This is a genomic window from Bradyrhizobium sediminis (genome assembly GCF_018736085.1).
Lineage (GTDB): Bacteria > Pseudomonadota > Alphaproteobacteria > Rhizobiales > Xanthobacteraceae > Bradyrhizobium > Bradyrhizobium sediminis.
Window position 1 is genome coordinate 1,115,202 of record NZ_CP076134.1, and the last position, 21,424, is coordinate 1,136,625.

The following is a 21,424-nucleotide window of genomic DNA, read 5'->3' on the forward strand; positions in this document are numbered from 1 at the left end:
GAGGATTTCGAAATGAACAGGCTCAACAGCTCGCGCTCCGTCCGGGCCGCGCTCGTCGGCTTTGCCGTGATCGGCACCGCCGGTATCGCCCGCGCCGACATCAAGGATTATGAATTCAAGCTGGCCGAGCCGACGGTGACCGCCGGCAAGGACAAGATCGTTACCGTTCAGCTCGTCAACAAGAAGACCGGCAAGCCGGTGCCCGACGCCGTCATCTTTGCAACCCGTCTCGACATGGCGCCGGACGGCATGGCGGAGATGTCCACCAAGATCGTGCGCGAACCCGGCGGCGAGCCCGGCAGTTACCGCTTCAAGGCCGCCTTCGGGATGGAAGGAAGGTGGCTGCTCTCGATCGGCGCGAAGGTCCAGGGCGAGACCGGCACGGTCGAAGGCAAGCTCGTCATCACGGCGCAAAAGTGAAACGCGCCGTCCTCGCGGGCGTCGCTGTCGCTGCTGTGATAGCGGCAGGCGCCGGACTGATCGGTGTGCGCGGGCACCTTCATTCGACGGAAACGTCGCTGGTTGCGCCGGCGTCGGCGCAGACGGGCGACGAACCGATCTATTATCAGGATCCGGACGGGCGTCCGCTCTACTCGCTGACGCCGAAGAAGTCGCCTGACGGACGCGACTACCGCGCCGTGCCGGCCAGCGCCGATCTGAGCTTCGAGGACGAACCGGCGGCGGCTCCCGCCGCCGCCGCGTCCGCCGATCGCAAGATCAAATACTACCGCAATCCGATGGGGCTGGCGGATACCTCGCCGGCTCCGAAAAAGGATTCGATGGGGATGGATTACATCCCCGTCTACGAAGGCGAGGACCGCGACGACGGATCGGTGAAGCTGTCGCCCGGAAAAATCCAGCGCACCGGCGTCAAATCCGAGCCCGCGGCGATGCGGATCATCCGCACCGCGATCCGCGCGCCCGGCACCATCCAGCTCGACCAACGCCGCATCTCGGTGATCTCGATGCGATCGGAAAGCTGGGTTCAGAAGATCGCCGACGTCACCATCGGCTCCAGGGTCGCCAGGGGCCAGCCGCTGATGGAGATTTACAGCCCACTGATTTCGTCCGCCGCGGCCGAATACGTCGCCACCCTCAATTCGAAAACCACCGGCGGCACCGCCGTCTACGGCCGCGGTTCGCGGCAACGGCTGATGAACCTCGACGTTCCCGACGCGGTGATCGTCGCCATGGAAAGGAGCGGCGCGGTTCCGATCACGATCGACTGGTCGGCGCCGCGCGACGGCATCGTGCTCGAACGCAACGCGATCGAGGGCATGCGCGCGCAGCCCGGCGACGTGCTGTTCCGGGTCGCGGATACGTCCCTGGTCTGGGCCATGATCGACGTCGCCGAGCGCGATCTCGGCGCGCTGAAGGCAGGTCAGCCCGTCACGATCAGGGCGCGCGGCCTCGCCGGCCGCGAGTTCGCCGGGAAGATCGACGTGATCTATCCGCAGGTCAATCGCGAAACCCGCACCGTCCGCGTCAGGGCCGAGCTGGAAAATCCCGATGCGGCGCTGTTGCCGGATATGTATGTCGATGCCGAGATCGACACCGGAACCCCGCAAGCGGTGCTGAGCGTCGCGGAAAGCGCCGTGCTCGATACCGGCAGCCGGCAGGCGGTGTTCGTCGAGAAAGGCCAGGGTCGGTTCGAACCGCGCGACGTCAAGCTCGGTCCTCGCGGCGGCGGCTATGTCGAGATCCGCGCGGGCGTTGCCGAAGGCGAACCGGTCGTCGTCTCCGCCAACTTCCTGATCGATGCCGAAAGCAATCTGAAGGCGGCATTGAAGGGCTTCTCGGACGCGGGAGAAAAGCCATGATCGTCCGCCTGATCGCCTGGTCCGCGCGCAACCTGCTCTTGGTATTCTTCGGCGCGGGCTTCGCCGCCGCCGCCGGAATCTACGCGCTCGCGCATCTGCCGCTCGACGCCATCCCGGATCTCTCCGACACCCAGGTCATCGTCTATACCGAATATCCGGGGCAGGCACCGCAGGTGGTCGAGGATCAGGTCACCTATCCCCTGACCACCGCCATGCTGACGGTGCCGCGATCGAAAGTGGTGCGGGGGTTTTCGTTCTTCGGCGTGTCGTTCGTTTACGTGATCTTCGAGGACGGCACCGACATCTATTGGGCCCGCTCGCGGGTGCTGGAATTCCTCAACGGCGCCGCCTCGCGGTTGCCGGCCGGCGTGGCTCCAACCATGGGACCGGACGCCACCGGGGTCGGCTGGGTCTATCAATACGCAGTGATGTCGAAGGAACTGAATCTCGCGGACACGCGGACGATCCAGGACTGGAACCTGAAATTCGCGCTCGCCAAGGCGGAAGGCGTCGCCGAAATCGCCAGCGTCGGCGGCTTCGTCCGCCAGTACAACGTCATCCTCGATCCGCAGCGGATGCGCGATCTCGGCATCACCATGCAGAAGATGCGCGAGGCGATCCGCGCCAGCAATGCCGATGTCGGCGGCCGCACCGTCGAACTCTCCGAGTTCGAATATGTCATCCGCGGCAAGGGCTACCTCAAGGGCATCAACGATCTCGGCAATATCGTGCTGAAGACCAGCAACGGCACGCCGGTTCTGTTGCGCGACGTCGCCCGCGTCGAACTCGGTCCGGACGAGCGGCGCGGCATTACCGAACTCAATGGTGAGGGGGAAGTCGCCAGCGGCATCGTGCTGCAGCGTTTCGGCGTCAACGCGCTCGACGTGATCGGGAACGTCAAGAAGCGTTTCAAGGAGATCGCCAGCAGCCTGCCGGCCTCGGCCGAAATCGTCGCGGTCTACGACCGCTCCAACCTGATCAATGCGGCGATCGAGACTCTCAAGCACACGCTGATCGAGGAAAGCGTGGTGGTGGCGCTGGTCTGTTTCGTGTTCCTGCTGCATTTCCGCAGCGCGCTGGTGGCGATCGTCATGCTGCCGGTCGGCATCCTGATGGCGTTCGGCGCGATGAAGTTGCTGGGCCTCGGCTCCAACATCATGAGCCTCGGGGGCATCGCGATCGCGATCGGCGCCATGATCGACGCTGCCATCGTGATGATCGAAAACGCCCACAAGCATCTGGAGCGGGCCGAACCGGGGCGCTCGCGGGTCGATGTGCTGATCGAGGCGGCTTCCGAGGTCGGGCCGGCGTTGTTCTTCAGCCTGCTGATCATCACGGTCTCCTTCATGCCGATCTTCACGCTGGAATCGCAGGAGGGACGGCTGTTCAGCCCGCTGGCGTTCACCAAGACCTTTGCCATGGCGGCGGCGGCGTTGTTGTCGGTCACGCTGGTGCCGGCGCTGATGGTGATCTTCGTTCGCGGGCGGATCGTCCCGGAGCACAAGAATCCGATCAACTGTTTCCTGATCTGGATCTACCGGCCCGTGATCGCCGGCGTGATGCGTGCCAAGATGCTGGTGATCCTCGTGTCACTGGCCATTCTCGCGGCGACGATCTGGCCGGCGCGGCAATTGGGTAGCGAGTTCATGCCGAGCCTGAACGAAGGCACGCTGCTCTACATGCCCACCACCTTGCCCGGTATTTCCGTCACCAAGGCCGGCGAATTGATGCAGACCCAGGACCGCATCATCCGCTCGTTCCAGGAAGTGGCCTCGGTCTACGGCAAGGCCGGCCGCGCCTCCACCGCCACCGATCCGGCACCGTCGGAGATGTTCGAGACCATCGTCAACCTGAAGCCGAAGCAGGAATGGCGGCCGGGGGTCACGGTCGAGAGCCTGACCGCCGAGATGGACCGCGCCCTGCAGTTCCCCGGCGTCTCCAACGCCTGGACCATGCCGATCAAGGCGCGCATCGACATGCTGTCGACGGGAATCCGCACCCCGGTCGGGGTCAAGGTGATCGGCACCGACCTGGTCGAGATCGACAGGCTGGCAAAACAGATCGAGCAGGTCCTGAAGACCGTGCCCGGAACGTCGTCGGCCTACGCCGAGCGCGGCATCGGCGGCTACTATCTCGACGTGACGCCCGACCGTGCGGCGCTGGCGCGCTACGGCATCATGGTTCAGGACGTTCAGGATGTCATCGGCACGGCGCTCGGCGGTCAGACGGTGACCACGACGGTGGAAGGCCGGCAGCGGTTCGGCGTCAACATGCGCTACCCGCGGGATCTGCGGGAAAATCCGCAAGCCATCGCCAACGACGTGCTGGTGCCGATGCCGGCCGGCGGCGCGGTGCCGCTCGGCGAGGTCGCGAAAGTCTCGCCCGCGCGCGGCCCGACCTCGATCCGCACCGAGAACGGCCAATTGGCGACCTACATCTATGTCGACATCCGCGAACGCGATCTCGGCGGCTACGTCGCCGACGCGCAGGCGGCGGTGAAGGCCAGCATTCAATTTCCGCCCGGTTACTATGTGATGTGGAGCGGACAGTTCGAATATCTCGAACGCGCGGCGGCGCGGCTGAGGATCGTGGTGCCGGTGACGCTCGCGATCATCTTCCTGCTGCTGTATCTCAACTTCCGCTCGCTCGTCGATACGATGATCGTGATGCTGTCGCTGCCCTTCGCGCTGGTCGGCGGCATCTGGCTGATGTGGTGGCTTGGCTTCAATCTTTCGGTCGCCGTGGTGGTCGGCTTCATCGCGCTCGCCGGCGTCGCCGCCGAAACCGGCGTGGTGATGCTGATCTATCTCAACCATGCCCTGGCGGAGACCGAGGCGCGATGCGAGGCGCAAGGCCGCGAACTGACCCGCCGCGATCTCTATGACGCCATCATGGTCGGTGCGGTGGAACGGGTGCGCCCGAAGATGATGACGGTGGTCGCCATCATGGCGGGCCTGCTGCCGATCATGTGGAGCACCGGCACCGGCTCCGAGATCATGCAGCGGATCGCGGTGCCGATGATCGGCGGCATGATCTCGTCGACCCTGCTCACCTTGATCGTGATCCCCGCCATTTACGGCTTGGTCAAGCAGGCAGGTCTCGACACCGCAAATCAGGCACTGGAACCGGTTGCGACCTGACGCCGGCCGCGCTTACGCCCGCGCCATTTCGCGCGAGAACACCACTTCGATCAGGGTGCCCGAATGCGCGCCCGGCTTGATGTGGAATTGCGCGCGGTTGGCCTCGACCAGCGCCTTGGTCAGCGACAGGCTGACGCCGCTGTCGGAGGCCCGATCCGACGGCGCGTGGTTGCGGAACGGCTCCATCGCGGCGGCGACTTCGTTGTCGTTGAGTCCGTGTCCGGTATCGCGGACCCGCAACACCACCTCGCCGAAATCCGACAGCGCGGTGGAAACGATGACCTGGCCGCCGGCATTGGCGAGATGGATCGAATTGCCGATCAGGTTCAGCGTGATCTGGCGCAGCGCACGGGCATCGGCGATGACGGGCGGCAGCGCATGCGCCAGCGATGTGCGGATGATGATGCGCTCGCGATTGGCCTGCGGCTGCATCACCGCGACGCAGCTCTCCACCAGCTCGTTGAGGTTCTGGTTGGTGAAAGCGAGATCGAGCTTGCCGGTCTCGATCCTCGAGAGGTCGAGCAGGTCGTTGATGATCGCGATCACGCGCTCGCCGGAAGCGCGGATGTCCTTCATGTATTCGACGTAGCGCTCGTTGCCGAGGCTGCCGAAGCGTTCGCCGATCATCACCTCGGCAAAGCCGATGATGGCGTTCAGCGGCGTGCGGACCTCATGGCTGATCCGCGCCAGCATGTCGGCCTTGGCGTTGGCCGCGCGATCGGCCAACCGACGCGCCTGCTGCAGTTCGCCCTCGCTCTTCCTGGTCTGCGACAGATCGCGAAACACCGCGAAGAAATTCGGGCCCTCGGGCCGGGTCCGGCCCATGGTCATCGACACCGGGATGATGCCGCCGCCGCGCACCCGCGCCAGTGCATCGCGGCCGTGGTCGAGCAGGCTGGCGAAGCCGGCGCCCTTGATGCTCTCCAGGTAATCCTGCACCACGCGCTGGCTTTCCGGCGCGAACAGCTCGGCGAGATTGCGTTGCACGAGGGCTTCGCCGTCATAGCCGAACAGCGCTTCCGCGCTGCGGTTGCACGAATTGAGGTTGCCCTCGGCGTCGAACATCACGATGCCTTCGGCGGTGGTATCGAGGATGGCGCCGAGCTCTTCGGCATTGGCGTGACCGACGGCGGAGGGTTCGCTTGACGCAATGGCGGGCGCGATCGCCGCGGCAACGGCTGCGGCTTCGGTCGGCGCACCCGAGCAGATCAGCGCCAGTGCCGAATCGTCGTCCCACGAAATCGTATAGAGCCGGGCGTCGGTCGCAGCCATCGGTGCGCGTCCGGATGAATCCTCGCTCGCGGAAATCGTCACCGGCGTGCCGGTATCGGAGGTGCTGGAGGCGGAGGAGACGCCGGGTTCGACATAGAGCGCGTCGAGGCCGCCGGCCTCTTCGAGCGCGTGCAGGCTGTCGTAGCCGATCCGCTCAAGGAAGGCGCGGTTGGCATACAGCAGCCGGTCGAGCCGGTAGATCAGGACGCCGACGGGCAGAAGATCGAGCAGCGCCCTGTCGCGCCGGGTCTCGCCGCGCGCGGGCGGCTCGGGCTGCGTCAGCCATTCCGGCGCTTCGCCGGGTGGCTCGCGCGCTTCGGTTACGGCCGACAGCCCGACGACATCATCGGTCGCGCCGGATGCATCAGGCGCCGCAGAAGCGCCGTGCTCGCTTTCGAGCCGCGCCGCCAATTGCCGGGCGAGTTCGTTGAAGGCGCTGTTTTCCACCGGGGTCAGGACAGGCGATTTCGATTCGCTGATCGGGCGAAACGGCAGGACGTTCTTGAGCGTTTCGATTGGCGTTTCCACGGGCGTTTCCAAATCGGTTCGTTGTGAAGTCTCGTCGGCAATCGGTTCTGGCAATTCGGGCGTGACCGTCGATGCGGCCGGGGGCTGTCCGGACTGGTCCGCGGCGGGCGCATCGTTGGTGCGATCGGGCTCGACGATATCGGCCGACAGCGCCCGCGGCGCACCCGGCGCACCGAAGAACTCGTAGCGGCGCAGTGCTGCGAGCCGCGTCAGGCCGTCGAGATCGCGGCACACCCCGAAGCCGCGATAGCCTGCAAGCTTTCCGCTGTGATCGTAGATCGGCAGTCCCGACAGCTCCACCGGCAACCGGCCGCCGCCATCGACCGGCCAGTCCAGGGTGATGCCGCTCCAGGTGCTGCCGGCGGCGACCGCCTTGGCGACGCGGCCGTCGGGATCGAGCCCGAACGTCTCGGCGATCTCGCTCCACAGCCGTCCGAAGCCCGCAGCGGTGCGCGCCCCGATCAGGCGGCTGAATTCGTCCGAGCCGAGCAGGAAGCGGCCGTCGGCATCCATATGCCACATGAAGCGCAGCGGGTGGCGGCGGGCACCCGGCGTGGGCTCATCCAGCCATGACGGCGCCTTGATCGGCTCCGGCGTGACGACCGGCGCATCCGGCTCGTCGGCAACGGCCTCGACATAGGGCGAAGGTTCGTGCCCGTGAATTTCGAGATCAGGCGTTGTGGCTTCTGCCGGCGGCTTGGCGTGCGAGGCTTCGACAAAGGGCATGTCGAGCTGCAACACCGACTGCAGGTCGGGCTCGGAGGGCTCGCCGGGAGGTGTGGGTTCGGCGGCAGGCTCTGCTGATGGTCCCGCGAATTCGTCGAGCAATGTGAACTCGGCCGGGGCTTCGCCCGATATCGCCGGTTGCTCGTAGTCGGGCGTCGGCAGGTCGCCCGGCGGCGCGACCGTCTGCGGCGCGGGTTCGGCAGCTGCTGCTTCCGCCCGCTCGTCCGGTGGCGATGTGCCGAACTCGCCGATTAGTGCGAATTCGGCCGGGGCTTCGCCTGAAGCCGCCGGCTGCTCGTAGGCAGGTATCGTCCATTCCGCCGGCGGCGCGATCGGCTGCTGCACTGGTTCGGCCGGCGCAGTCGCAACGGGCTCAGCCGGTGGCGCCATCGCGAACTCGTCGATCAGCGCGAACTCGGCCGGGGCCTCGCCTGAAATCGCCGGTTGTTCGTAGTCGGGCAACGGCACCTCGCCCGGCGGTGCGATCGGCTGCTCGGCGGCGGGCGCGGCCGGTGCCGCTTCCGGCGTGGCGGCGGGCGCGATCAGCGCCACCAGTCCGATGTCCGCGCCGCTGCCGACGCGCTGCAGCACCATGTGGCCGATGCCGACCGGCGTCTCGACGCGGCCCTGCTTCAGCGCGTCGCTGCGCGCCTCATCGAGACCGGCCTCGGAGAGATTGCGAAAGCCCAGCAGCGGCCGCGCGGCGTCGCTGGCGCCGACGAACATGCCGTCGCGTGCGAAGGCGGCGATCGGCGAATCGATGCCTTCGACCAGGCGCTGCAACCGTTCGACCAGCGGCATCGCGCGGCCCACCGCCTCGGCGGCCGCAATCAGAATGCCGTGGTTGCCGTCGGCAAATTCGAGCCGCGCGCAGCCGCAGGTCACCAACGCGCCGAGCGGCGCGCCGAAGCCGCGCAGCCGCTCCAGCCGGGTCGCGCCAGCCGCCGGCAGCCGGCCGGCGAGTTGCGCCACCTGCCGGCGGTGCTGATCCGCCGGACCGAAAAGCTTCCTGGCCAGGATCGCGCCATTGGCGGCGCCGAACAATCTTGCGCCGACCGGATTGGCCCACAGAATCCGGGTGCCGTCGGTCGACCACAGCCAGGCGGGCAGCGCGCTCGTCGCATGCACCGCCAGTCGCGGATCGCCGACGCCTCGCAACTGGAATTCCGCGTTGTTCATCGTGGTGACATGACCGGCTGGTTGAGTGGTTGCATCGGCGACGGCGTCGGATTTCGGCGGCCAAACCATGACAGCCTTAACGAACTCTTAGTATCGCCCGCAGGCGATGGCAGGTCCACGGTCTGGCGGCCGCAGCCATATCCAAAGCCGCGATAACCTTAATCCGGTGCAACCCTGCGCCCGGCTGCCGCGTTGGACCGTTGCAAACGGCGGTCGAAGGTCCACGATGGCAGGCGGCGGAGCCCGCGTCATACCGGCGCGCGTATCCGTAGACTAACCTGACGCGGGCGAACGGGGAACCGGGGCCGTGGATGGCCCTGAATACGAAAGCAGGAGTGGAGCATGAGCGAAGAAGGGCGTGACCGTTTCGAGATTCCCAAGGAAATGCGATCGATGGCCGAGGCGAGCTTTGACCAGGCCCGCAAGGCCTTCGAGAAGTTCGTCTCCAGCGCGCAAGCGACCGCTGGAACGATCGAGGAGAAGGGGGAGGCGGTTCGGGCCGGCGCCAAGGAAATCAGCGCCAAGGCGATCTCCTACGCCGAAAAGAACGTTCAGGCGTCGCTGGACTATGCGCAGTCGCTGCTGCACGCCAGGGATCTGACCGAGGTGATGCGGTTGCACAGCGAATATGTGCAGACGCAGATGCGGTCGCTGGCGGAACAGGCCAGCGAAATGGGCCAAGCCGTGAGCCGTGCGGCGATGGATGCCGGCCGGGCCGCGATGGATGCTGCCAAGCGGAAAGACTAAGCCATCGCCTGCAGGGGTTGATTTCATGGCTATCCTCAGCCGGAACGTGCGTCCGGCGGGGGCCTGTTATGTGGCAATGCAAACTAAATTTCGTTGCGTTGCACAAATTTGACATGATATGAGTGTACTTCAGCGTTGCCCGACAAACGGGCACCCCCGTGAGGTAGCTTGCGTGATCCACGACGTTTCCGGCCGATGGGCTGCCGGGGCCGTTCGCAGGGGTCACATCGTTTTCACCCGATTGCGAAGGATGCATGAAATGGCCAATTCCGATCCCTTCTCTGCCTCGATCATCCCGTTCGAGGTCCCCGAGCAGGTCCGCGCGTTCGCCGAGAAGGGCGTTTCGCAGGCCCGCGACAGCTACGCCAAGTTCAAGGATGCCGCCGAGACCCAAAACAGCGCCATCGAGGCGATGTTCTCCAGCGCCAGCAAGGGCGCCAGCGAATATTCGGCGAAGCTGATGGAAATCATGAAGGCCAACACCTCGGCGACGCTCGACTTCGCGCAGGAGCTGATCGGCGTGAAATCGCCCACCGAGGCGATGGAGCTGTGGACCTCGCACGCCAGGAAGCAGTTCGAGGCTTTCACCGCCAGCACCAAGGAACTCGCCGAGCTCGGCCAGAAGGTTGCGACCGAAACCGTCGAGCCGATCAAGGCCAGCGCGTCGAAGCTGTTCAAGCCGGCCGCCTGATCGATACGGCCATTGCTTACCAAAGCCCGGGCGGCCAGCCCGGGCTTTTTGTTTTCGCCGGGGATCGCCGAGGGGACCTACGGATTTTCCGCCGGCGACGCCGGCAGGCGCGAACTTCGGGCGCCTCCGGACCGACCACAACAGGGCATCTGCCGGCCTTGCCAAAGGGCGGCGTTGCACCTAGTTTCCGGCCCATTCGGCGCCCCCTTTTTGGGGTGGCCCAAGGATGCAGTTGTAGCTCAGTTGGTTAGAGCGCCTGTCTGTGGAACAGGAGGTCGGTGGTTCGAGCCCACCCAACTGTACCACTCCCAAAATTCCCCTGTGGTTCCAGCATCATATTGATGGACCTGTCCCGTTGGCCCACTCTGGATAGCCGCGGGCCGCGCCAGCGCTGCCGGGATCGCTGAGGGGAGGCCGCCGGATGGATTTCGAATTTTCGTCACAGCACGAGCAGGTGCGTGAGACCGTCGCCCGGTTCGCTGCCGAGGAAATCGCGCCGCTGGTCGCGGAGGCTGAGGAGACCGAGGTTCTTCCCCGCGAACTGTTCCGCAAATGGGCCGCGCTCGGACTGCTCGGCGTGCGTAATCCGGAGGCCGATGGCGGCTCTGGATTCGACAAGATCAGCGACTGCATCGTCCGCGAGGAGCTGAGCCGGGTTTGCCAGGCATTTGCTTCATCCTGGTCGGCGCACACCCACCCGCTGACGAGAGCAATGCGGACATCTCGTTACTACGTCGCGATGTCAGCTAGTGACCCCACAGCGGACATCCCGGACATGCAACACTCAAGCTGTCTGGCCGATCAATCCTGAGGCGGCGATGAGCGCTGCTTTCATGATAACCGACTCGGGAATGTCCTCGAAGACAGCTCCCTCTACTTCCATCGTCCGACAAGGCTCGTCGCCGCAAACCGAGCAACACTTACTGCTTCCAACGCTGGCACCTATCCACTCTTCTATTGGTTTATCAGCGATCCAGATGCGGTTTGACTGGGACGACTCTTTCCTAAATGAGCTTTCGCTGATTTCCCGAACTTCGAGGATTGGCTCAACGTTTAGGGGCTTGAGTGCCTCTCTCAATTTCACGATAGCGCTTTGCAGATGTTGGTACGTCGCATCGCAGCGCGGACACGTCCCTCCGGCGCTGACCAGCCGCTGCCAGACGATCGGCAATTGCCTCATGTCAGCCTTTTCACTTCTTGCTGGCTTGTCGCCGCAGCACTTTTGTACGGTCTCAGTTGCAGTCTCAAGTCTCTGCGGTGCAACTGTCACTTCAACGGCCTTGGTAGACCCGCCACAGCATGAACCTGACATGATCCGGGCTCCATTTTCTGAATTTCATATTCATTGATGAATTTATACTCATTGGGCGATGCGCATTGCGCAAAATCAAGAATTTCTAGCTAGCGGTAATGGCCATTCGTTGCTGCGCTGAGCCATTGCTACAAAGGCAAATCCAGGCGGGAAAATAAGCCAATCTTTTCAAGGATAGGTTGGGCCGGTTCCCGATTCCCATCCAACAGCAGCAGCGGTTCGACCGGCATCACGCAGGCCTCGCAACGAAGCGACACGGCGTTTTCCACGCCGGGCGCGGAGCTTGCGTCCGGCCTTTGCTTGCCAATCCCCCGGTGTTCACCCACAATTCGCCAGGTCACTGCTTCGGGGGGATTCATGTCTGCACTCCGGTTCACGAAGTTCCAGCTTGGTTTGATGCTCGCCACGGTGCTGTCGGTTTCGATGTGGCCGGCCGCGGGCAGGGCCTATACGCCCGAGCAGCAGGAAGCCTGCACCGGCGACGCGATGCGCCTGTGCGGCGCCTTCGTTCCGGACGTGGACCGCATCACCGTCTGCATGATCCAGAACAAATCGCAGCTCTCGCCCGGCTGCCGGGCGCATTTCCGGCCCGAGCCGTCGTCCGAGGTCACGTCGGTCAACGCAGGCAAGCCGCTCAACATCAAGCCGGCCACTCAGCGCAAGCCGGTCAGTCGGAGGGATTGAAGCCGCTGGCCCCCGATTTCGGGGGCGCGGCCATTATTCCCTTCTGTGCCCTCCCTTGCGGCGCGACAGACTGACACCTTGCGGCGGGGCGGCCAATCCACATCTTCCTCAGGTCAGGAGAGAGATGCAGTGAGCGATCATCATAAACGGGAGCTGGACCGGCACTTTGCCTGGTTCGAAGGCAAACTGCCGCGGCGGCCCGCCCAATTCGTCGTTTGGCTGCGCAAGCCATCGTCGCGACTGGTCCGGATTCCGGTGGCCGGCCTGCTGGTGGTCGGCGGAACTCTGAGCTTCTTGCCGGTGCTCGGACTGTGGATGCTGCCGCTCGGACTCGTTTTGTTCGCGCAGGACGTGCCGGTGCTGCAAAAGCCGACAGCCAAGACACTCGGCTGGGTTGAGCGCAAATGGATCGAACGTCAGCGCGCAAGAACCCCGCAATGACTCTTTTTCAGGCGCCCGACGATTCAATTTTCGACTCTGTTGCAGCGCAGGTGTGACTCAAAAGCCTACTCCGCTGATTAATCAGGGGCTTCTCCACGCTTGCCGGTAAATTTTTCTTTCGCGAATCAGCGCGCTGATTCATTTTCGCCTCCTGGGGTCAATCTGGAGGCCAAGGTATGAACGTCATTGTTTTCGCATCGCGTAAAGGTGGCTCGGGAAAAAGTACCCTGGCGGCCCATCTCGCGGCGCATGTCCATAAGGCAACGAAGCCCTGTTTGCTCGTCGATGCCGATCCGCAGGGGTCGTTGACCCTGTGGCACAAGCTGCGCGGCACCAATGAGCCGCCGATCAAGACCGCCGTCAATTCCGTCAGCGGGATCGTGGCCGCCGCCAAGCGCGACGGCTTCGAATGGGTGTTCATCGATACGCCGCCGAACCTGTCGGCCGTCGTCGACGATGCCATCAAGAACGCCACCATGGTGATCATTCCGGCACGTCCGGGGGTATTCGACGTCAACGCCGTGCAGGAAACGATTCAGACCTGCCGTGCCGCGCGCAAGCCCTATGCGGTCGTGATCAACGGCGCACCTGCGCGCCGCGACGACGCGGAAAGCCCGATCGTCGCCATCGCGCGGGAAGCTCTCGCCAAGTTCCGCGCACCGGTGTGGGGCGGTCAGATCACCAACCGCGCCGATCTCCTGATGGCGCTCAGCCATGGCGAAGGCGCGCGGGAGTATTATGCCGAAGGCCGTGCGGCGGCGGAAATCGGCCGGCTCTGGGCTGCGATCGAACGCTCGGTGAAGGCGATCCGCGGCAACGCTTCCGCGACCGGCGCGATGCACAAGCAGGCGGCATAGTTCTGCCGTTCTGCAAGGCCTACAAAGAACGCGCGGTCTCCGCGCGTTTTTCTTGTGCGCCCAGCATGGGCGCACTCTTATGGGTGCAAGTCCCATCGTGAGTTGATCACAACGAACGAAGCGAAGCGCAACTGCATGAGGGAGACCGAGTGTGGGGAGGAAGCGTGGAGCGAAGCTGCGGGCCGATGAACAAGAACCGGATAGAAGGCGTTGCGGACCAGGGCGAGCGGGCAAGAAATCGCGAAGCTCTCGTGATCAAGGGGAAGCGGCGTAAATCCGGCGGTCGTGCAGTGAAGGAGTGCGTTCTTACCTGGGGAGATCTCGCCTTGTGCCCGAAAGGGCAACGGTGTCGAGCCGGAGCGAGAAGTCAGCCGAGGTCGTAGTAGTCGGTGGGAAGGCTGCGAGCCGTCTTGCAGGCGAAGGGCCGAACGAGAGGGAGTGTTCGACGCCATGTCGATGTGGCGAGCATCGCATCAGATGCCTGCGCGAGCAGGGCGGCCCGGGGTAGGACGCGGTGAATCCGCGTGTGGCTCGGGCAGCGATGAAGCTCGTCTCCCGCGGCATGAACCGAAGGACACAGGGTCAGCGCTGCTTCTAGCGGTACTGGCGAGAGAGAACCTGCAACGGGCGTGGAAGCGGGTGCGGGCCAACAAAGGCGTAGCCGGTGTAGACGGTCTGGATATTGACCAGACTGCCGCGCATCTACGCACGGCGTGGCCCGTGCTCCGCGAGCAACTGTTGTCGGGGACGTACCGGCCCAGTCCGGTGCGACGGGTGACGATCCCCAAGCCTGAGGGTGGGGAGCGCGAGCTTGGCATCCCGACGGTGACGGATCGTCTGATCCAGCAGGCGCTGCTGCAAGTGCTGCAGCCCATTCTTGATCCAACCTTCAGCGAGCACAGCTACGGCTTCCGGCCGGGCCGAAGCGCGCATGACGCCGTCCTTGTGGCGCAGTCATACGTGCAATCGGGCCGCCGGATCGTGGTGGACGTGGACCTGGAAAAGTTCTTTGACCGGGTCGATCACGACATCCTCATCGACCGCCTCCAGAAACGGATCGGGGACACCGGGGTCATCCGGCTGATCCGTGCGTATCTGAACAGCGGGATCATGGACGATGGCGTGGTCCGGACGCGCATGATGGGGACGCCGCAGGGCGGCCCGCTATCGCCGCTGCTGGCCAACGTCCTGCTCGATGAAGTGGACAAGGCGCTGGAACGTCGGGGCCATTGCTTCGTGCGCTACGCCGACGATGCGAACGTCTACGTTCGCAGCCGCCGGGCGGGCGAACGGGTGATGGCGCTGCTTCGGCGGCTCTACGGCAAACTGCGCTTGACGATCAACGAGACCAAAAGCGCAGTGACCGGTGTGTTCGGTCGCAAGTTCCTCGGCTACGGCTTCTGGCCGGGGCCGGGTGGTGTGATCAAACGCAAGGTTGCTGACAAGCCGCTGAGGACGTTCAAGCAGTGCATCCGGCAACTGACCGGCCGCAATGGCGGGCGCAGTATGCAGGATGTGGTGGATCATCTGCGGCCCTACATTCGGGGATGGAAGGCTTACTTCCGGCTGGCGCAAACCCCACGGGTCTGGCGAGAGCTCGACCGGTGGCTGCGTCATCGGCTGCGTGCCATCCAGCTCAAGCAGTGGAAGCGCGGCACGACCATGTACAGGGAATTGCTGGCGCTGGGAGCCAAGCTTGACGTTGCGCGAAAGGTGGCGGCCAACAGCCGTCGCTGGTGGCGTAACAGCGGCATGCTCCTCAACGCCGTGTTGACCCTGAACTGGTCGGACCGGCTGGGACTGCCCCGGCTCTCATGACCTCAACTTCTCGAACCGCCCGGTGCGGACCCGCATGCCGGGTGGTGTGGCAGGGGAGCGACCCAAAAGGTCGCCCCCTATGCCGATTTGGTGTGCTCCTTCCGCCGGCCGGAAGGGTGACGGCAGTGCTCAGGCCACCATCAGCATGTAGAAGATGATCACCGGCGACAGGGTCAGGATCACCGACCAGACGCCGAGCGCCCAGAGAATGTCCTCGGTGGTAAAGCCCTGAGCTTCAGGAAATGTATGGTCTTGAGTGTTCACGACGCCCCCGCGTTTTTGATTTTCTTGTGGGGATGACGCTAGCAGCCGAATTTTAAGAAGCCGGTCGCGATTTCGCTCGCATTTGAACACAGGTGCTACCGCCGGTTAACGACGATGCGCACCTGCCGTGCTCATTTCAGCTCATCAGTAGGCGATAGGCCAGCACCGGCGTCAGGCCGAGGACGGCCGCCCACAGGCCGAACGACGACACCAGCAGAACGTCCTGCATTCTCTGGACCCGCTCGCAAATCGGATATTTGGCGTTGGCGATGGTTTGAGTGGTCATTGGTCTCCCCCATATTCTTGTTATGGGGATTCAATAAGCCTCAAATTCTAAGAACGCCGCCGCGGTATCGTTCGGAGTCGAGCGTTCGAATTCACCGCGCATTAACCAGCCGGATCGGTCGCAGGCTGATCGATCCGTTTGCGGGACGGCCACGGCGGCTGAGGATCCCTCCCCACGACGCGACGGGGAGGGACCAAGCGCAGCGCGTTTGCTATGCCGCTTGCGGCGATGCCTCCCGCCTTCGCTCCATCTCCGCATCAAGCCGCGCCGCCAGTTCGGCGCCGACTTCGACCATCGGCAGGCGGACCTCGGCGCGCTCGATCAGCCCGGTCCGCGCCAGCCAGTACTTCGCCGGCGCCGGGCTCGGCTCGGCGAACAACAGGCGGGTGAGTTCGGCAATGCTTTCCCAGCGCGCCGAAGCGGCGTCGCGGTTGCCCTCCCTCAGCAGCGTGCGCACCGATGCGAACGTCTCGGTCTCGATGTGCGCCGACAGCAGGATGGCGCCGTCGGCGCCGTCGCCGAGTGCCTCGTAATATTGCGCGTCCTCGCCGGTCAGAACCCGAAAGCCCGCCGGCCGCCGGCGCAACAGGTCGATGGACTGTGCGCGGTCGGCGCAGCAATCCTTCAGGCCGACGATGTTCGGGTGTTGCGCGAGCTCCAGCAGCGTCTCGTTCGTCAGGTTGACCGCGGTCCGGTAGGGAATGTTGTAGAGCACGATCGGCCACGAGGCATGATCGGCCAGCGCGCTGAAATGTTGCTGGAGGCCGCGCTGCGACGGCCGCAGGTAATAGGGACTTGCGATCAGGTAACCGTCGATCGGCCAAGTGGCGGTCTCGTCGAGCGTGTCGAGCATCTTGCGCGTGCTGGCGCCCGACAGCCCGAGACAGATCGGCAGGTAGCGTCCGCTTTCGCTGATCTCGACGCGAACGAGAGCGACGACCCGCTCCAGTTCGGCGATGCCGAGCGTCATGCCTTCGCCCGACGTCGCCGCGAGGATCAGTCCGTCGACCGGTCCATCGGCATAGTGTCGCACCAGCCGGCGCAATGAGGTTTCGTCGAGCTCGCCGTCGCGGAACGGCGTGACGAGCGGCAGCCAGAGGCCCTGCAATTGCGATCGAAGGTCAGTCATTGGTCCATCTCCTTGGGGGTAGGCCGGAGACGGGACAATAAAAAACCCCGTCCGAACGGCGGGGTTTTGAGGATCGGCAGTGAGCGAGAAGTCTATCGCGCGCGTCGATCTCCAGTCCCCGGAAGGGGAGCTTTTTTCGACAGCGCCAGCGTGCACGGAATCGTGATCATTGCGAAATGATGATCGGCGACAGTAAAACTGTCAATGGTTCGCGAAGGTGCAAGCGTGTCGCAACAATGTCGTCTTGCAAAAAAAAGCCGGGCTCGAAGAGCCCGGCTTAAGGTATTGGCCACGTGAGGCCGACACAATCACCTTCCAAGAGGGATTACCTGAGTGTTCGCGCCACTGGAGGAGGGGGACAAATGCGCAGCGCGAAACCTCAGCGTGGAAGATTATGATCCCCGTTGGTGCCTTGCAGCAACCGCCCAAGTCGCATGTCAGTCATGCGGAGACCGGGGGTTTATGGAAAACCAGAGCCTTTTCAATTCTGATTGAATCAAAATCGGCTCCAGTCATTTGTTTGGATGCGTTTTCTTTACGCGAACCGGTACCCACCCCGCGTCAGGTGCGGGGCAGGCTTTCGTCGCAGGTCACGACGGCCAGCGCTGCGCCTTGCTCACCACGAAGTCGCGGAACACCTGCACCCGCGCCACCGTTTTCAGCTCTTCAGGATAGACGAAATAGGTGTCGAGCTGGATCGAATCCGACTCGCCGAACAGCTGCACCAGGCGGTTGTTTTCCTCGACCAGATAATCCGGCAAGGCTGCGATGCCGAGGCCCTGCTGGCACGCACGCACCAGGCCGAGGATGTTGTTGACCTTGAAATAGGCCTCGCGCGGACCGGAGCCGTTGCGGCCGGCCTCGATCAGCCAGTTGCGGTTCTGCAGATGCGGTGCGACCTGTCCGTCGGCGAGCGTGATGATGCGGTGCGCGTCGAGTTCGTCGAGCGTGCGCGGCGTGCCGAAGCGCTTGATGTATTCCGGCGAGCAATAGGCGTGGAAGCCCATCGCGAACAGCTTGCGCTGGATCAGGTCCGGCTGCGTCGGCTTGCGGGTGCGGATCGCGACATCGGCCTCGCGCATCGACAGGTCGAGTTCTTCGTCGGTGACGATCAGCGAAATCCGGATCTCCGGATAAAGCGCCGTGAATTCGCCGAGCCGCGGGATCAGCCAGTTGATGCCGACGCCCGGGGTGGTGGTGATCTTGAGATCGCCACTCGGCCGCTCGCGGCTGTCGGTGAGCTTGGCGCGCGCCGCCTGCAGCTGCATGAACACGTCATGCGCGGTGCGGAACAAGAGGTCGCCCTGCTCGGTCAGGATCAGGCCGCGCGCATGGCGGTGGAACAGCGATACCGAGAGCTCCTGCTCCAGCGCGCTGACCTGGCGTGACACGGCCGATTGCGACAGGCCGAGCTGCTCGCCGGCATGCGTGAAGCTGCCCGCTTCCGCCGCCGCGTGAAACACCTTCAGCTTGTCCCAGTCCATATCGGTAAATCCGTCGCGGGTTCGTGCCATGATCATTCAGCCGCTGCGCGTTCGCTGGCGCACAATGCGAGAAAACGTTCGGCCTCGAGCGCCGCCATGCAGCCGAGGCCGGCGGCGGTGACCGCCTGCCGGTAGGTTTCGTCGGCGACGTCGCCGGCGGCAAACAGGCCGGGCACCGAGGTCGCGGTCGAGTTCGGCGCCACCTCGACATAGCCCGACGGTTTCAGCTTGATCTGGCCGAGCACGAGGTCGGTTGCGGGCGCATGTCCGATCGCGATGAAGACGCCGTCGGCCGGCACTTCCGTCAGCGTGCCGGTCTTGACGTTCTTCAGGCGGACATGGGTGACCTTGCCGGGATTTTCGGTGCCGCAGATCTCGTCGATGGCACTATCCCATACCACCTTGATCTTGGGATGCTTGAACAGGCGATCCTGCAGGATGCGCTCGGCGCGGAAATGATCGCGGCGATGCACGATCGTCACTTGCGACGCGAAATTGGTGAGGAACAGCGCTTCCTCGACCGCGGTGTTGCCGCCGCCGACCACGACGACTTCCTTGCCGCGATAGAAAAATCCGTCGCAGGTCGCGCAGGCCGAGACGCCAAAACCCTTGAACTTTTCTTCCGACGGCATGCCGAGCCAGCGCGCCTGTGCGCCGGTGGCGAGGATGACCGTTTCCGCCAGATAGACCTCGCCGCTGTCGCAGGTCAGCCGGAACGGCCGCTGCGCCAGCTCGAGTTTGGTGACGAGATCGGTGACGATCCTGGTGCCGACATGGCTGGCCTGCTTTTCCATCTGCTCCATCAGCCAGGGGCCCTGGATGACATCGGCAAAGCCCGGATAGTTCTCGACGTCGGTGGTGATGGTGAGCTGGCCGCCGGGCTGGATGCCCTGGATCAGCACCGGTTCAAGCATCGCGCGCGCGGCATAGATCGCGGCGGTGTAGCCGGCCGGGCCGGAACCGATGATGACGACCTTGGCATGGATAGGGGCAGGCATAGGGCAGGTCCCTCTCTTAAGGGAATTTGGTCAGCTTTTCGCGGAATGCGCGCGGAAAGGCATCGCCGCGGCGCCGAAAGTGTCGAATCCAAGATAGGGCATCTGCCAAGCTATGCAAGAATTGCATTCCATATCAGCGAATTTTCTCCGGAGGTAGAAAAATTTCGCACCGCACGCGCAATAAAATTGCGCAAACTCCGCGAGCTGCGCTAAGAGTGTGACCGGTATTTTCCCCGCCAGCACCGTCAGCCAGGACCTGGACCCGCGTGTCGAAGAATCTTGACGAAATCGACCTCAAAATCCTCGCCGAAATCCAGGCCGACGGCCGAATCACCAATGTCGAATTGGCCAAGCGCGTCGGCATCTCGCCGCCGCCCTGCCTGCGCCGGGTCCGGACGCTCGAGGAAGCCGGCTATATCCAGGGCTATCGCGGCTTGCTGGATCCGCGCCGGCTCGGTTTCGACGTCACGGTGTTCGCGTCCGTGCACCTTTCCAGCCAGGCCGACGCCGATCTGCGCGCGTTCGAGGATTTCGTGCGCGCCGAGCCCCTGGTGCGGGAATGCTGGATGCTGTCGGGCGAGGTCGATTTCATCCTGAAATGCGTGGCTCCCGACATGGCGACGTTCCAGGATTTCGTCACCCATCTGACGGCCGCACCCCATGTGCGCAACGTCCGGACGTCGCTGGTGCTGCACAACTCGAAATACGAGGCCGCGGTGCCGCTGGAATTGAAAGTGCCGGGCTAGTTGCGAGTCATCCCGGGGCGCGCGTTAGCGCGAACCCGGAATCTAGAGATTCCCCGGTGCGCAATTGCGCACCTGCGGTCTGGTCCTACGGACCATCCCGGAATGACGGATTGTGTGACGGCGCTCGATTACTTCTTCCGCATCGCGTCGATGCTGTACGGCCCGCCGCCGGCGGTCGACAGATACAGGCACGCAAAGCAGAACAGGATCGCCGGGGTGCCGGCATTGAAGAGCGGATGCCATACCGGCGCGTCGATGCCGGCCTTGAACATATGGCCGATGAAGTAAGCGAAAGCCATTTGGCCGGCGAGAATGAACGCCACAATCTGCGTGAACAGGCCGATCAGCAGCAGCGCGCCGAGAACCAGTTCGATGGCACCTGCGGTCATGATCAACGGTGGCGGATTGGCGAAGAAGGGCAGCACCGGAATCTTGAATATCTTGGCAACGCCATATTGAAGCACAAGCAAGCCGGTGATGAAGCGAAACAGGCTCAGCGCTGTCGGCTGCCATTTCGCCAGAAGCTTCTCGAATGTGTCCATATTTGTGTCCCCCAAAGTTAAAGCGTCCAATTCGTAACGTGTCGCAGGCTGGATGGAAAGCATGTCGCCATCATGAATTTTTGCGTCCCTCGCAAAGCAGCATCGGAATAATGCTGTCGGTGCAGTGTTGCTGCATTGCGTCGCGTTTCATCACGCGATTGTCATGGGACGGCCCGCCGCCGACCGGACAATGAAAAAGGCCGGGAAACATCCCGGCCCTTTTCATGCAGAAATTTGAAAGTGCGTTGGCCGCGTTTCTAGCGCCACTCGACCTTGGTGATCTCGTAGGCCTTGGCGCCGCCGGGCGCCATCACTTCCACGGACGCGCCCTTCTTCTTGCCGATCAGCGCGCGCGCCAGGGGCGAGGTGATGGAGATGCGGCCCTTCTTGGCATCGGCCTCCGGCTCGCCCACGATCTGCCACACCGCCTTCTTGTCGGTGTCCTCGTCGACCAGGGTGACGGTGGCGCCGAACTTGACGGTATCGCCGGAGAGCTTGGAGATGTCGATGATGTCGGCGCGCGCCAGCTTGTCCTCCAGCTCGGCAATGCGGCCTTCATTGTGGGACTGCTCTTCCTTGGCGGCGTGATATTCCGCGTTCTCCGAAAGGTCGCCATGCGAGCGCGCCTCGGCGATGTGCTCGATGATGCGCGGACGCTCCACCGACTGGCGCTGCTTCAACTCGACCTCGAGAGCGGCATAGCCGCCCGCGGTCATCGGAACCTTTTCCATCGTTCTTTATCCTTCAACTTCATGCGGAC

Annotated in this window: 21 protein-coding genes and 1 tRNA gene; 12 read left to right on the forward strand and 10 right to left on the reverse strand. The window is 63.9% G+C overall.

Annotated elements, in window-relative coordinates; translation table 11 throughout:
- The first annotated feature begins 12 nt into the window (after positions 1 to 12).
- Genes KMZ29_RS05370 through KMZ29_RS05380 form a run of 3 tightly spaced genes read left to right on the forward strand, consistent with a single transcriptional unit; the run spans position 13 to position 4,960 of the window.
- Complete coding sequence (locus KMZ29_RS05370) at positions 13 to 420, forward strand: FixH family protein (protein WP_215622766.1); 408 nt, start codon at positions 13 to 15, stop codon at positions 418 to 420.
- Positions 417 to 1,820: an efflux RND transporter periplasmic adaptor subunit gene (locus KMZ29_RS05375; protein ID WP_215622767.1), complete on the forward strand. Its 1,404-nt coding sequence runs from the start codon at positions 417 to 419 to the stop codon at positions 1,818 to 1,820. The genes KMZ29_RS05370 and KMZ29_RS05375 overlap by 4 nt, the downstream gene beginning before the upstream one ends.
- On the forward strand, positions 1,817 to 4,960 hold the full coding sequence (locus KMZ29_RS05380) for an efflux RND transporter permease subunit (protein WP_215622768.1): 3,144 nt from the start codon (positions 1,817 to 1,819) through the stop codon (positions 4,958 to 4,960). Before KMZ29_RS05375 ends, KMZ29_RS05380 begins: the two co-directional genes overlap by 4 nt.
- Before the next feature lie 12 nt (positions 4,961 to 4,972).
- Here KMZ29_RS05380 and KMZ29_RS05385 read toward each other — a convergent pair whose 3' ends face one another.
- Positions 4,973 to 8,665, reverse strand: coding sequence for a PAS domain-containing protein (locus KMZ29_RS05385; protein ID WP_215624148.1), 3,693 nt, complete (start codon positions 8,663 to 8,665; stop codon positions 4,973 to 4,975).
- Between the two features lie 342 nt (positions 8,666 to 9,007).
- Here KMZ29_RS05385 and KMZ29_RS05390 point away from each other — a divergent pair, with 342 nt between their 5' ends.
- The 4 genes from KMZ29_RS05390 (at position 9,008) to KMZ29_RS05405 (ending at position 10,914) form a co-directional block, all read left to right on the forward strand.
- Positions 9,008 to 9,412, forward strand: coding sequence for a phasin family protein (locus KMZ29_RS05390; RefSeq protein WP_215622769.1), 405 nt, complete (start codon positions 9,008 to 9,010; stop codon positions 9,410 to 9,412).
- Positions 9,413 to 9,671: 259 nt separating this feature from the next.
- Entirely contained in the window at positions 9,672 to 10,103 is a 432-nt protein-coding gene (locus tag KMZ29_RS05395; RefSeq protein ID WP_215622770.1) for a phasin, read from the forward strand.
- Between the two features lie 228 nt (positions 10,104 to 10,331).
- Positions 10,332 to 10,408: transfer RNA gene (locus tag KMZ29_RS05400), tRNA-His, on the forward strand.
- 116 nt (positions 10,409 to 10,524) lie between these two features.
- Positions 10,525 to 10,914 carry an acyl-CoA dehydrogenase family protein gene (locus KMZ29_RS05405; protein WP_215622771.1) on the forward strand — a complete coding sequence of 130 codons (390 nt, stop codon included), beginning with the start codon at positions 10,525 to 10,527 and terminating at the stop codon, positions 10,912 to 10,914.
- Here the strand turns inward: KMZ29_RS05405 and KMZ29_RS05410 are convergent.
- Both KMZ29_RS05410 and KMZ29_RS05415 read right to left on the reverse strand, forming a co-directional pair.
- Positions 10,888 to 11,415, reverse strand: a complete 528-nt coding sequence (locus KMZ29_RS05410; protein ID WP_215622772.1) for a DUF2703 domain-containing protein — start codon at positions 11,413 to 11,415, stop codon at positions 10,888 to 10,890. The genes KMZ29_RS05405 and KMZ29_RS05410 overlap by 27 nt on opposite strands.
- A gap of 128 nt (positions 11,416 to 11,543) precedes the next feature.
- On the reverse strand, positions 11,544 to 11,774 hold the full coding sequence (locus KMZ29_RS05415; protein WP_215622773.1) for a hypothetical protein: 231 nt from the start codon (positions 11,772 to 11,774) through the stop codon (positions 11,544 to 11,546).
- Between KMZ29_RS05415 and KMZ29_RS05420 the strand changes: the two genes are divergently transcribed.
- The 4 genes from KMZ29_RS05420 to ltrA all read left to right on the forward strand — a co-directional run bounded on the left by KMZ29_RS05420 (position 11,773) and on the right by ltrA (position 15,215).
- Positions 11,773 to 12,099, forward strand: a complete 327-nt coding sequence (locus tag KMZ29_RS05420; protein ID WP_215622774.1) for a hypothetical protein — start codon at positions 11,773 to 11,775, stop codon at positions 12,097 to 12,099. The two genes, KMZ29_RS05415 and KMZ29_RS05420, sit on opposite strands and share 2 nt — an antisense overlap.
- 129 nt (positions 12,100 to 12,228) lie before the next feature.
- Positions 12,229 to 12,540 (forward strand): hypothetical protein, encoded by a 312-nt coding sequence (locus KMZ29_RS05425; protein ID WP_215622775.1) that lies wholly within the window; start codon positions 12,229 to 12,231, stop codon positions 12,538 to 12,540.
- A 176-nt stretch (positions 12,541 to 12,716) separates the two neighbouring features.
- On the forward strand, positions 12,717 to 13,397 hold the full coding sequence (locus KMZ29_RS05430; RefSeq protein WP_215605078.1) for an AAA family ATPase: 681 nt from the start codon (positions 12,717 to 12,719) through the stop codon (positions 13,395 to 13,397).
- A 477-nt stretch (positions 13,398 to 13,874) separates the two neighbouring features.
- Positions 13,875 to 15,215, forward strand: coding sequence for a group II intron reverse transcriptase/maturase (gene ltrA / locus KMZ29_RS05435; protein WP_369810114.1), 1,341 nt, complete (start codon positions 13,875 to 13,877; stop codon positions 15,213 to 15,215).
- A 129-nt stretch (positions 15,216 to 15,344) separates the two neighbouring features.
- Here the strand turns inward: ltrA and KMZ29_RS26845 are convergent, their stop codons facing one another.
- The 5 genes from KMZ29_RS26845 to trxB all read right to left on the reverse strand — a co-directional run bounded on the left by KMZ29_RS26845 (position 15,345) and on the right by trxB (position 19,376).
- A complete protein-coding gene (locus KMZ29_RS26845; RefSeq protein WP_256442494.1) occupies positions 15,345 to 15,479 on the reverse strand; it encodes a hypothetical protein in 135 nt (44 codons plus the stop codon).
- 136 nt (positions 15,480 to 15,615) lie between these two features.
- Positions 15,616 to 15,765 carry a hypothetical protein gene (locus tag KMZ29_RS05440; RefSeq protein WP_215622776.1) on the reverse strand — a complete coding sequence of 50 codons (150 nt, stop codon included), beginning with the start codon at positions 15,763 to 15,765 and terminating at the stop codon, positions 15,616 to 15,618.
- A gap of 211 nt (positions 15,766 to 15,976) precedes the next feature.
- Positions 15,977 to 16,894 carry a 4-hydroxy-tetrahydrodipicolinate synthase family protein gene (locus tag KMZ29_RS05445; RefSeq protein ID WP_215622777.1) on the reverse strand — a complete coding sequence of 306 codons (918 nt, stop codon included), beginning with the start codon at positions 16,892 to 16,894 and terminating at the stop codon, positions 15,977 to 15,979.
- Between the two features lie 590 nt (positions 16,895 to 17,484).
- On the reverse strand, positions 17,485 to 18,408 hold the full coding sequence (locus KMZ29_RS05450) for a LysR family transcriptional regulator (RefSeq protein WP_215614839.1): 924 nt from the start codon (positions 18,406 to 18,408) through the stop codon (positions 17,485 to 17,487).
- A gap of 2 nt (positions 18,409 to 18,410) precedes the next feature.
- A complete protein-coding gene (trxB, locus tag KMZ29_RS05455) occupies positions 18,411 to 19,376 on the reverse strand; it encodes a thioredoxin-disulfide reductase (protein ID WP_215622778.1) in 966 nt (321 codons plus the stop codon).
- Between the two features lie 266 nt (positions 19,377 to 19,642).
- On the opposite strand from trxB, the gene KMZ29_RS05460 reads away from it, so the two are divergent.
- On the forward strand, positions 19,643 to 20,122 hold the full coding sequence (locus KMZ29_RS05460; RefSeq protein WP_215622779.1) for an Lrp/AsnC family transcriptional regulator: 480 nt from the start codon (positions 19,643 to 19,645) through the stop codon (positions 20,120 to 20,122).
- 128 nt (positions 20,123 to 20,250) lie between these two features.
- Here KMZ29_RS05460 and KMZ29_RS05465 read toward each other — a convergent pair whose 3' ends face one another.
- Entirely contained in the window at positions 20,251 to 20,664 is a 414-nt protein-coding gene (locus KMZ29_RS05465; protein WP_215624150.1) for a DoxX family protein, read from the reverse strand.
- 257 nt (positions 20,665 to 20,921) lie between these two features.
- Positions 20,922 to 21,395, reverse strand: coding sequence for a transcription elongation factor GreA (gene greA / locus KMZ29_RS05470; protein ID WP_215622780.1), 474 nt, complete (start codon positions 21,393 to 21,395; stop codon positions 20,922 to 20,924).
- Between the last annotated feature and the right edge of the window lie 29 nt (positions 21,396 to 21,424).

What these genes read in the sequence shown, in the direction of transcription:
- KMZ29_RS05370 (WP_215622766.1), top strand. Translation starts at nt 13, where the DNA reads ATGAACAGGCTCAACAGCTCGCGCTCCGTCCGGGCCGCGCTCGTCGGC.
- KMZ29_RS05380 (WP_215622768.1), top strand. Translation starts at nt 1,817, where the DNA reads ATGATCGTCCGCCTGATCGCCTGGTCCGCGCGCAACCTGCTCTTGGTA.
- KMZ29_RS05385 (WP_215624148.1), bottom strand. Translation starts at nt 8,665, where the DNA reads ATGAACAACGCGGAATTCCAGTTGCGAGGCGTCGGCGATCCGCGACTG.
- KMZ29_RS05390 (WP_215622769.1), top strand. Translation starts at nt 9,008, where the DNA reads ATGAGCGAAGAAGGGCGTGACCGTTTCGAGATTCCCAAGGAAATGCGA.
- KMZ29_RS05395 (WP_215622770.1), top strand. Translation starts at nt 9,672, where the DNA reads ATGGCCAATTCCGATCCCTTCTCTGCCTCGATCATCCCGTTCGAGGTC.
- KMZ29_RS05405 (WP_215622771.1), top strand. Translation starts at nt 10,525, where the DNA reads ATGGATTTCGAATTTTCGTCACAGCACGAGCAGGTGCGTGAGACCGTC.
- KMZ29_RS05410 (WP_215622772.1), bottom strand. Translation starts at nt 11,415, where the DNA reads ATGTCAGGTTCATGCTGTGGCGGGTCTACCAAGGCCGTTGAAGTGACA.
- KMZ29_RS05420 (WP_215622774.1), top strand. Translation starts at nt 11,773, where the DNA reads ATGTCTGCACTCCGGTTCACGAAGTTCCAGCTTGGTTTGATGCTCGCC.
- KMZ29_RS05415 (WP_215622773.1), bottom strand. Translation starts at nt 11,774, where the DNA reads ATGAATCCCCCCGAAGCAGTGACCTGGCGAATTGTGGGTGAACACCGG.
- KMZ29_RS05430 (WP_215605078.1), top strand. Translation starts at nt 12,717, where the DNA reads ATGAACGTCATTGTTTTCGCATCGCGTAAAGGTGGCTCGGGAAAAAGT.
- ltrA (WP_369810114.1), top strand. Translation starts at nt 13,875, where the DNA reads ATGCCTGCGCGAGCAGGGCGGCCCGGGGTAGGACGCGGTGAATCCGCG.
- KMZ29_RS05440 (WP_215622776.1), bottom strand. Translation starts at nt 15,765, where the DNA reads ATGACCACTCAAACCATCGCCAACGCCAAATATCCGATTTGCGAGCGG.
- KMZ29_RS05445 (WP_215622777.1), bottom strand. Translation starts at nt 16,894, where the DNA reads ATGACTGACCTTCGATCGCAATTGCAGGGCCTCTGGCTGCCGCTCGTC.
- KMZ29_RS05450 (WP_215614839.1), bottom strand. Translation starts at nt 18,408, where the DNA reads ATGGCACGAACCCGCGACGGATTTACCGATATGGACTGGGACAAGCTG.
- trxB (WP_215622778.1), bottom strand. Translation starts at nt 19,376, where the DNA reads ATGCCTGCCCCTATCCATGCCAAGGTCGTCATCATCGGTTCCGGCCCG.
- KMZ29_RS05465 (WP_215624150.1), bottom strand. Translation starts at nt 20,664, where the DNA reads ATGGACACATTCGAGAAGCTTCTGGCGAAATGGCAGCCGACAGCGCTG.
- greA (WP_215622780.1), bottom strand. Translation starts at nt 21,395, where the DNA reads ATGGAAAAGGTTCCGATGACCGCGGGCGGCTATGCCGCTCTCGAGGTC.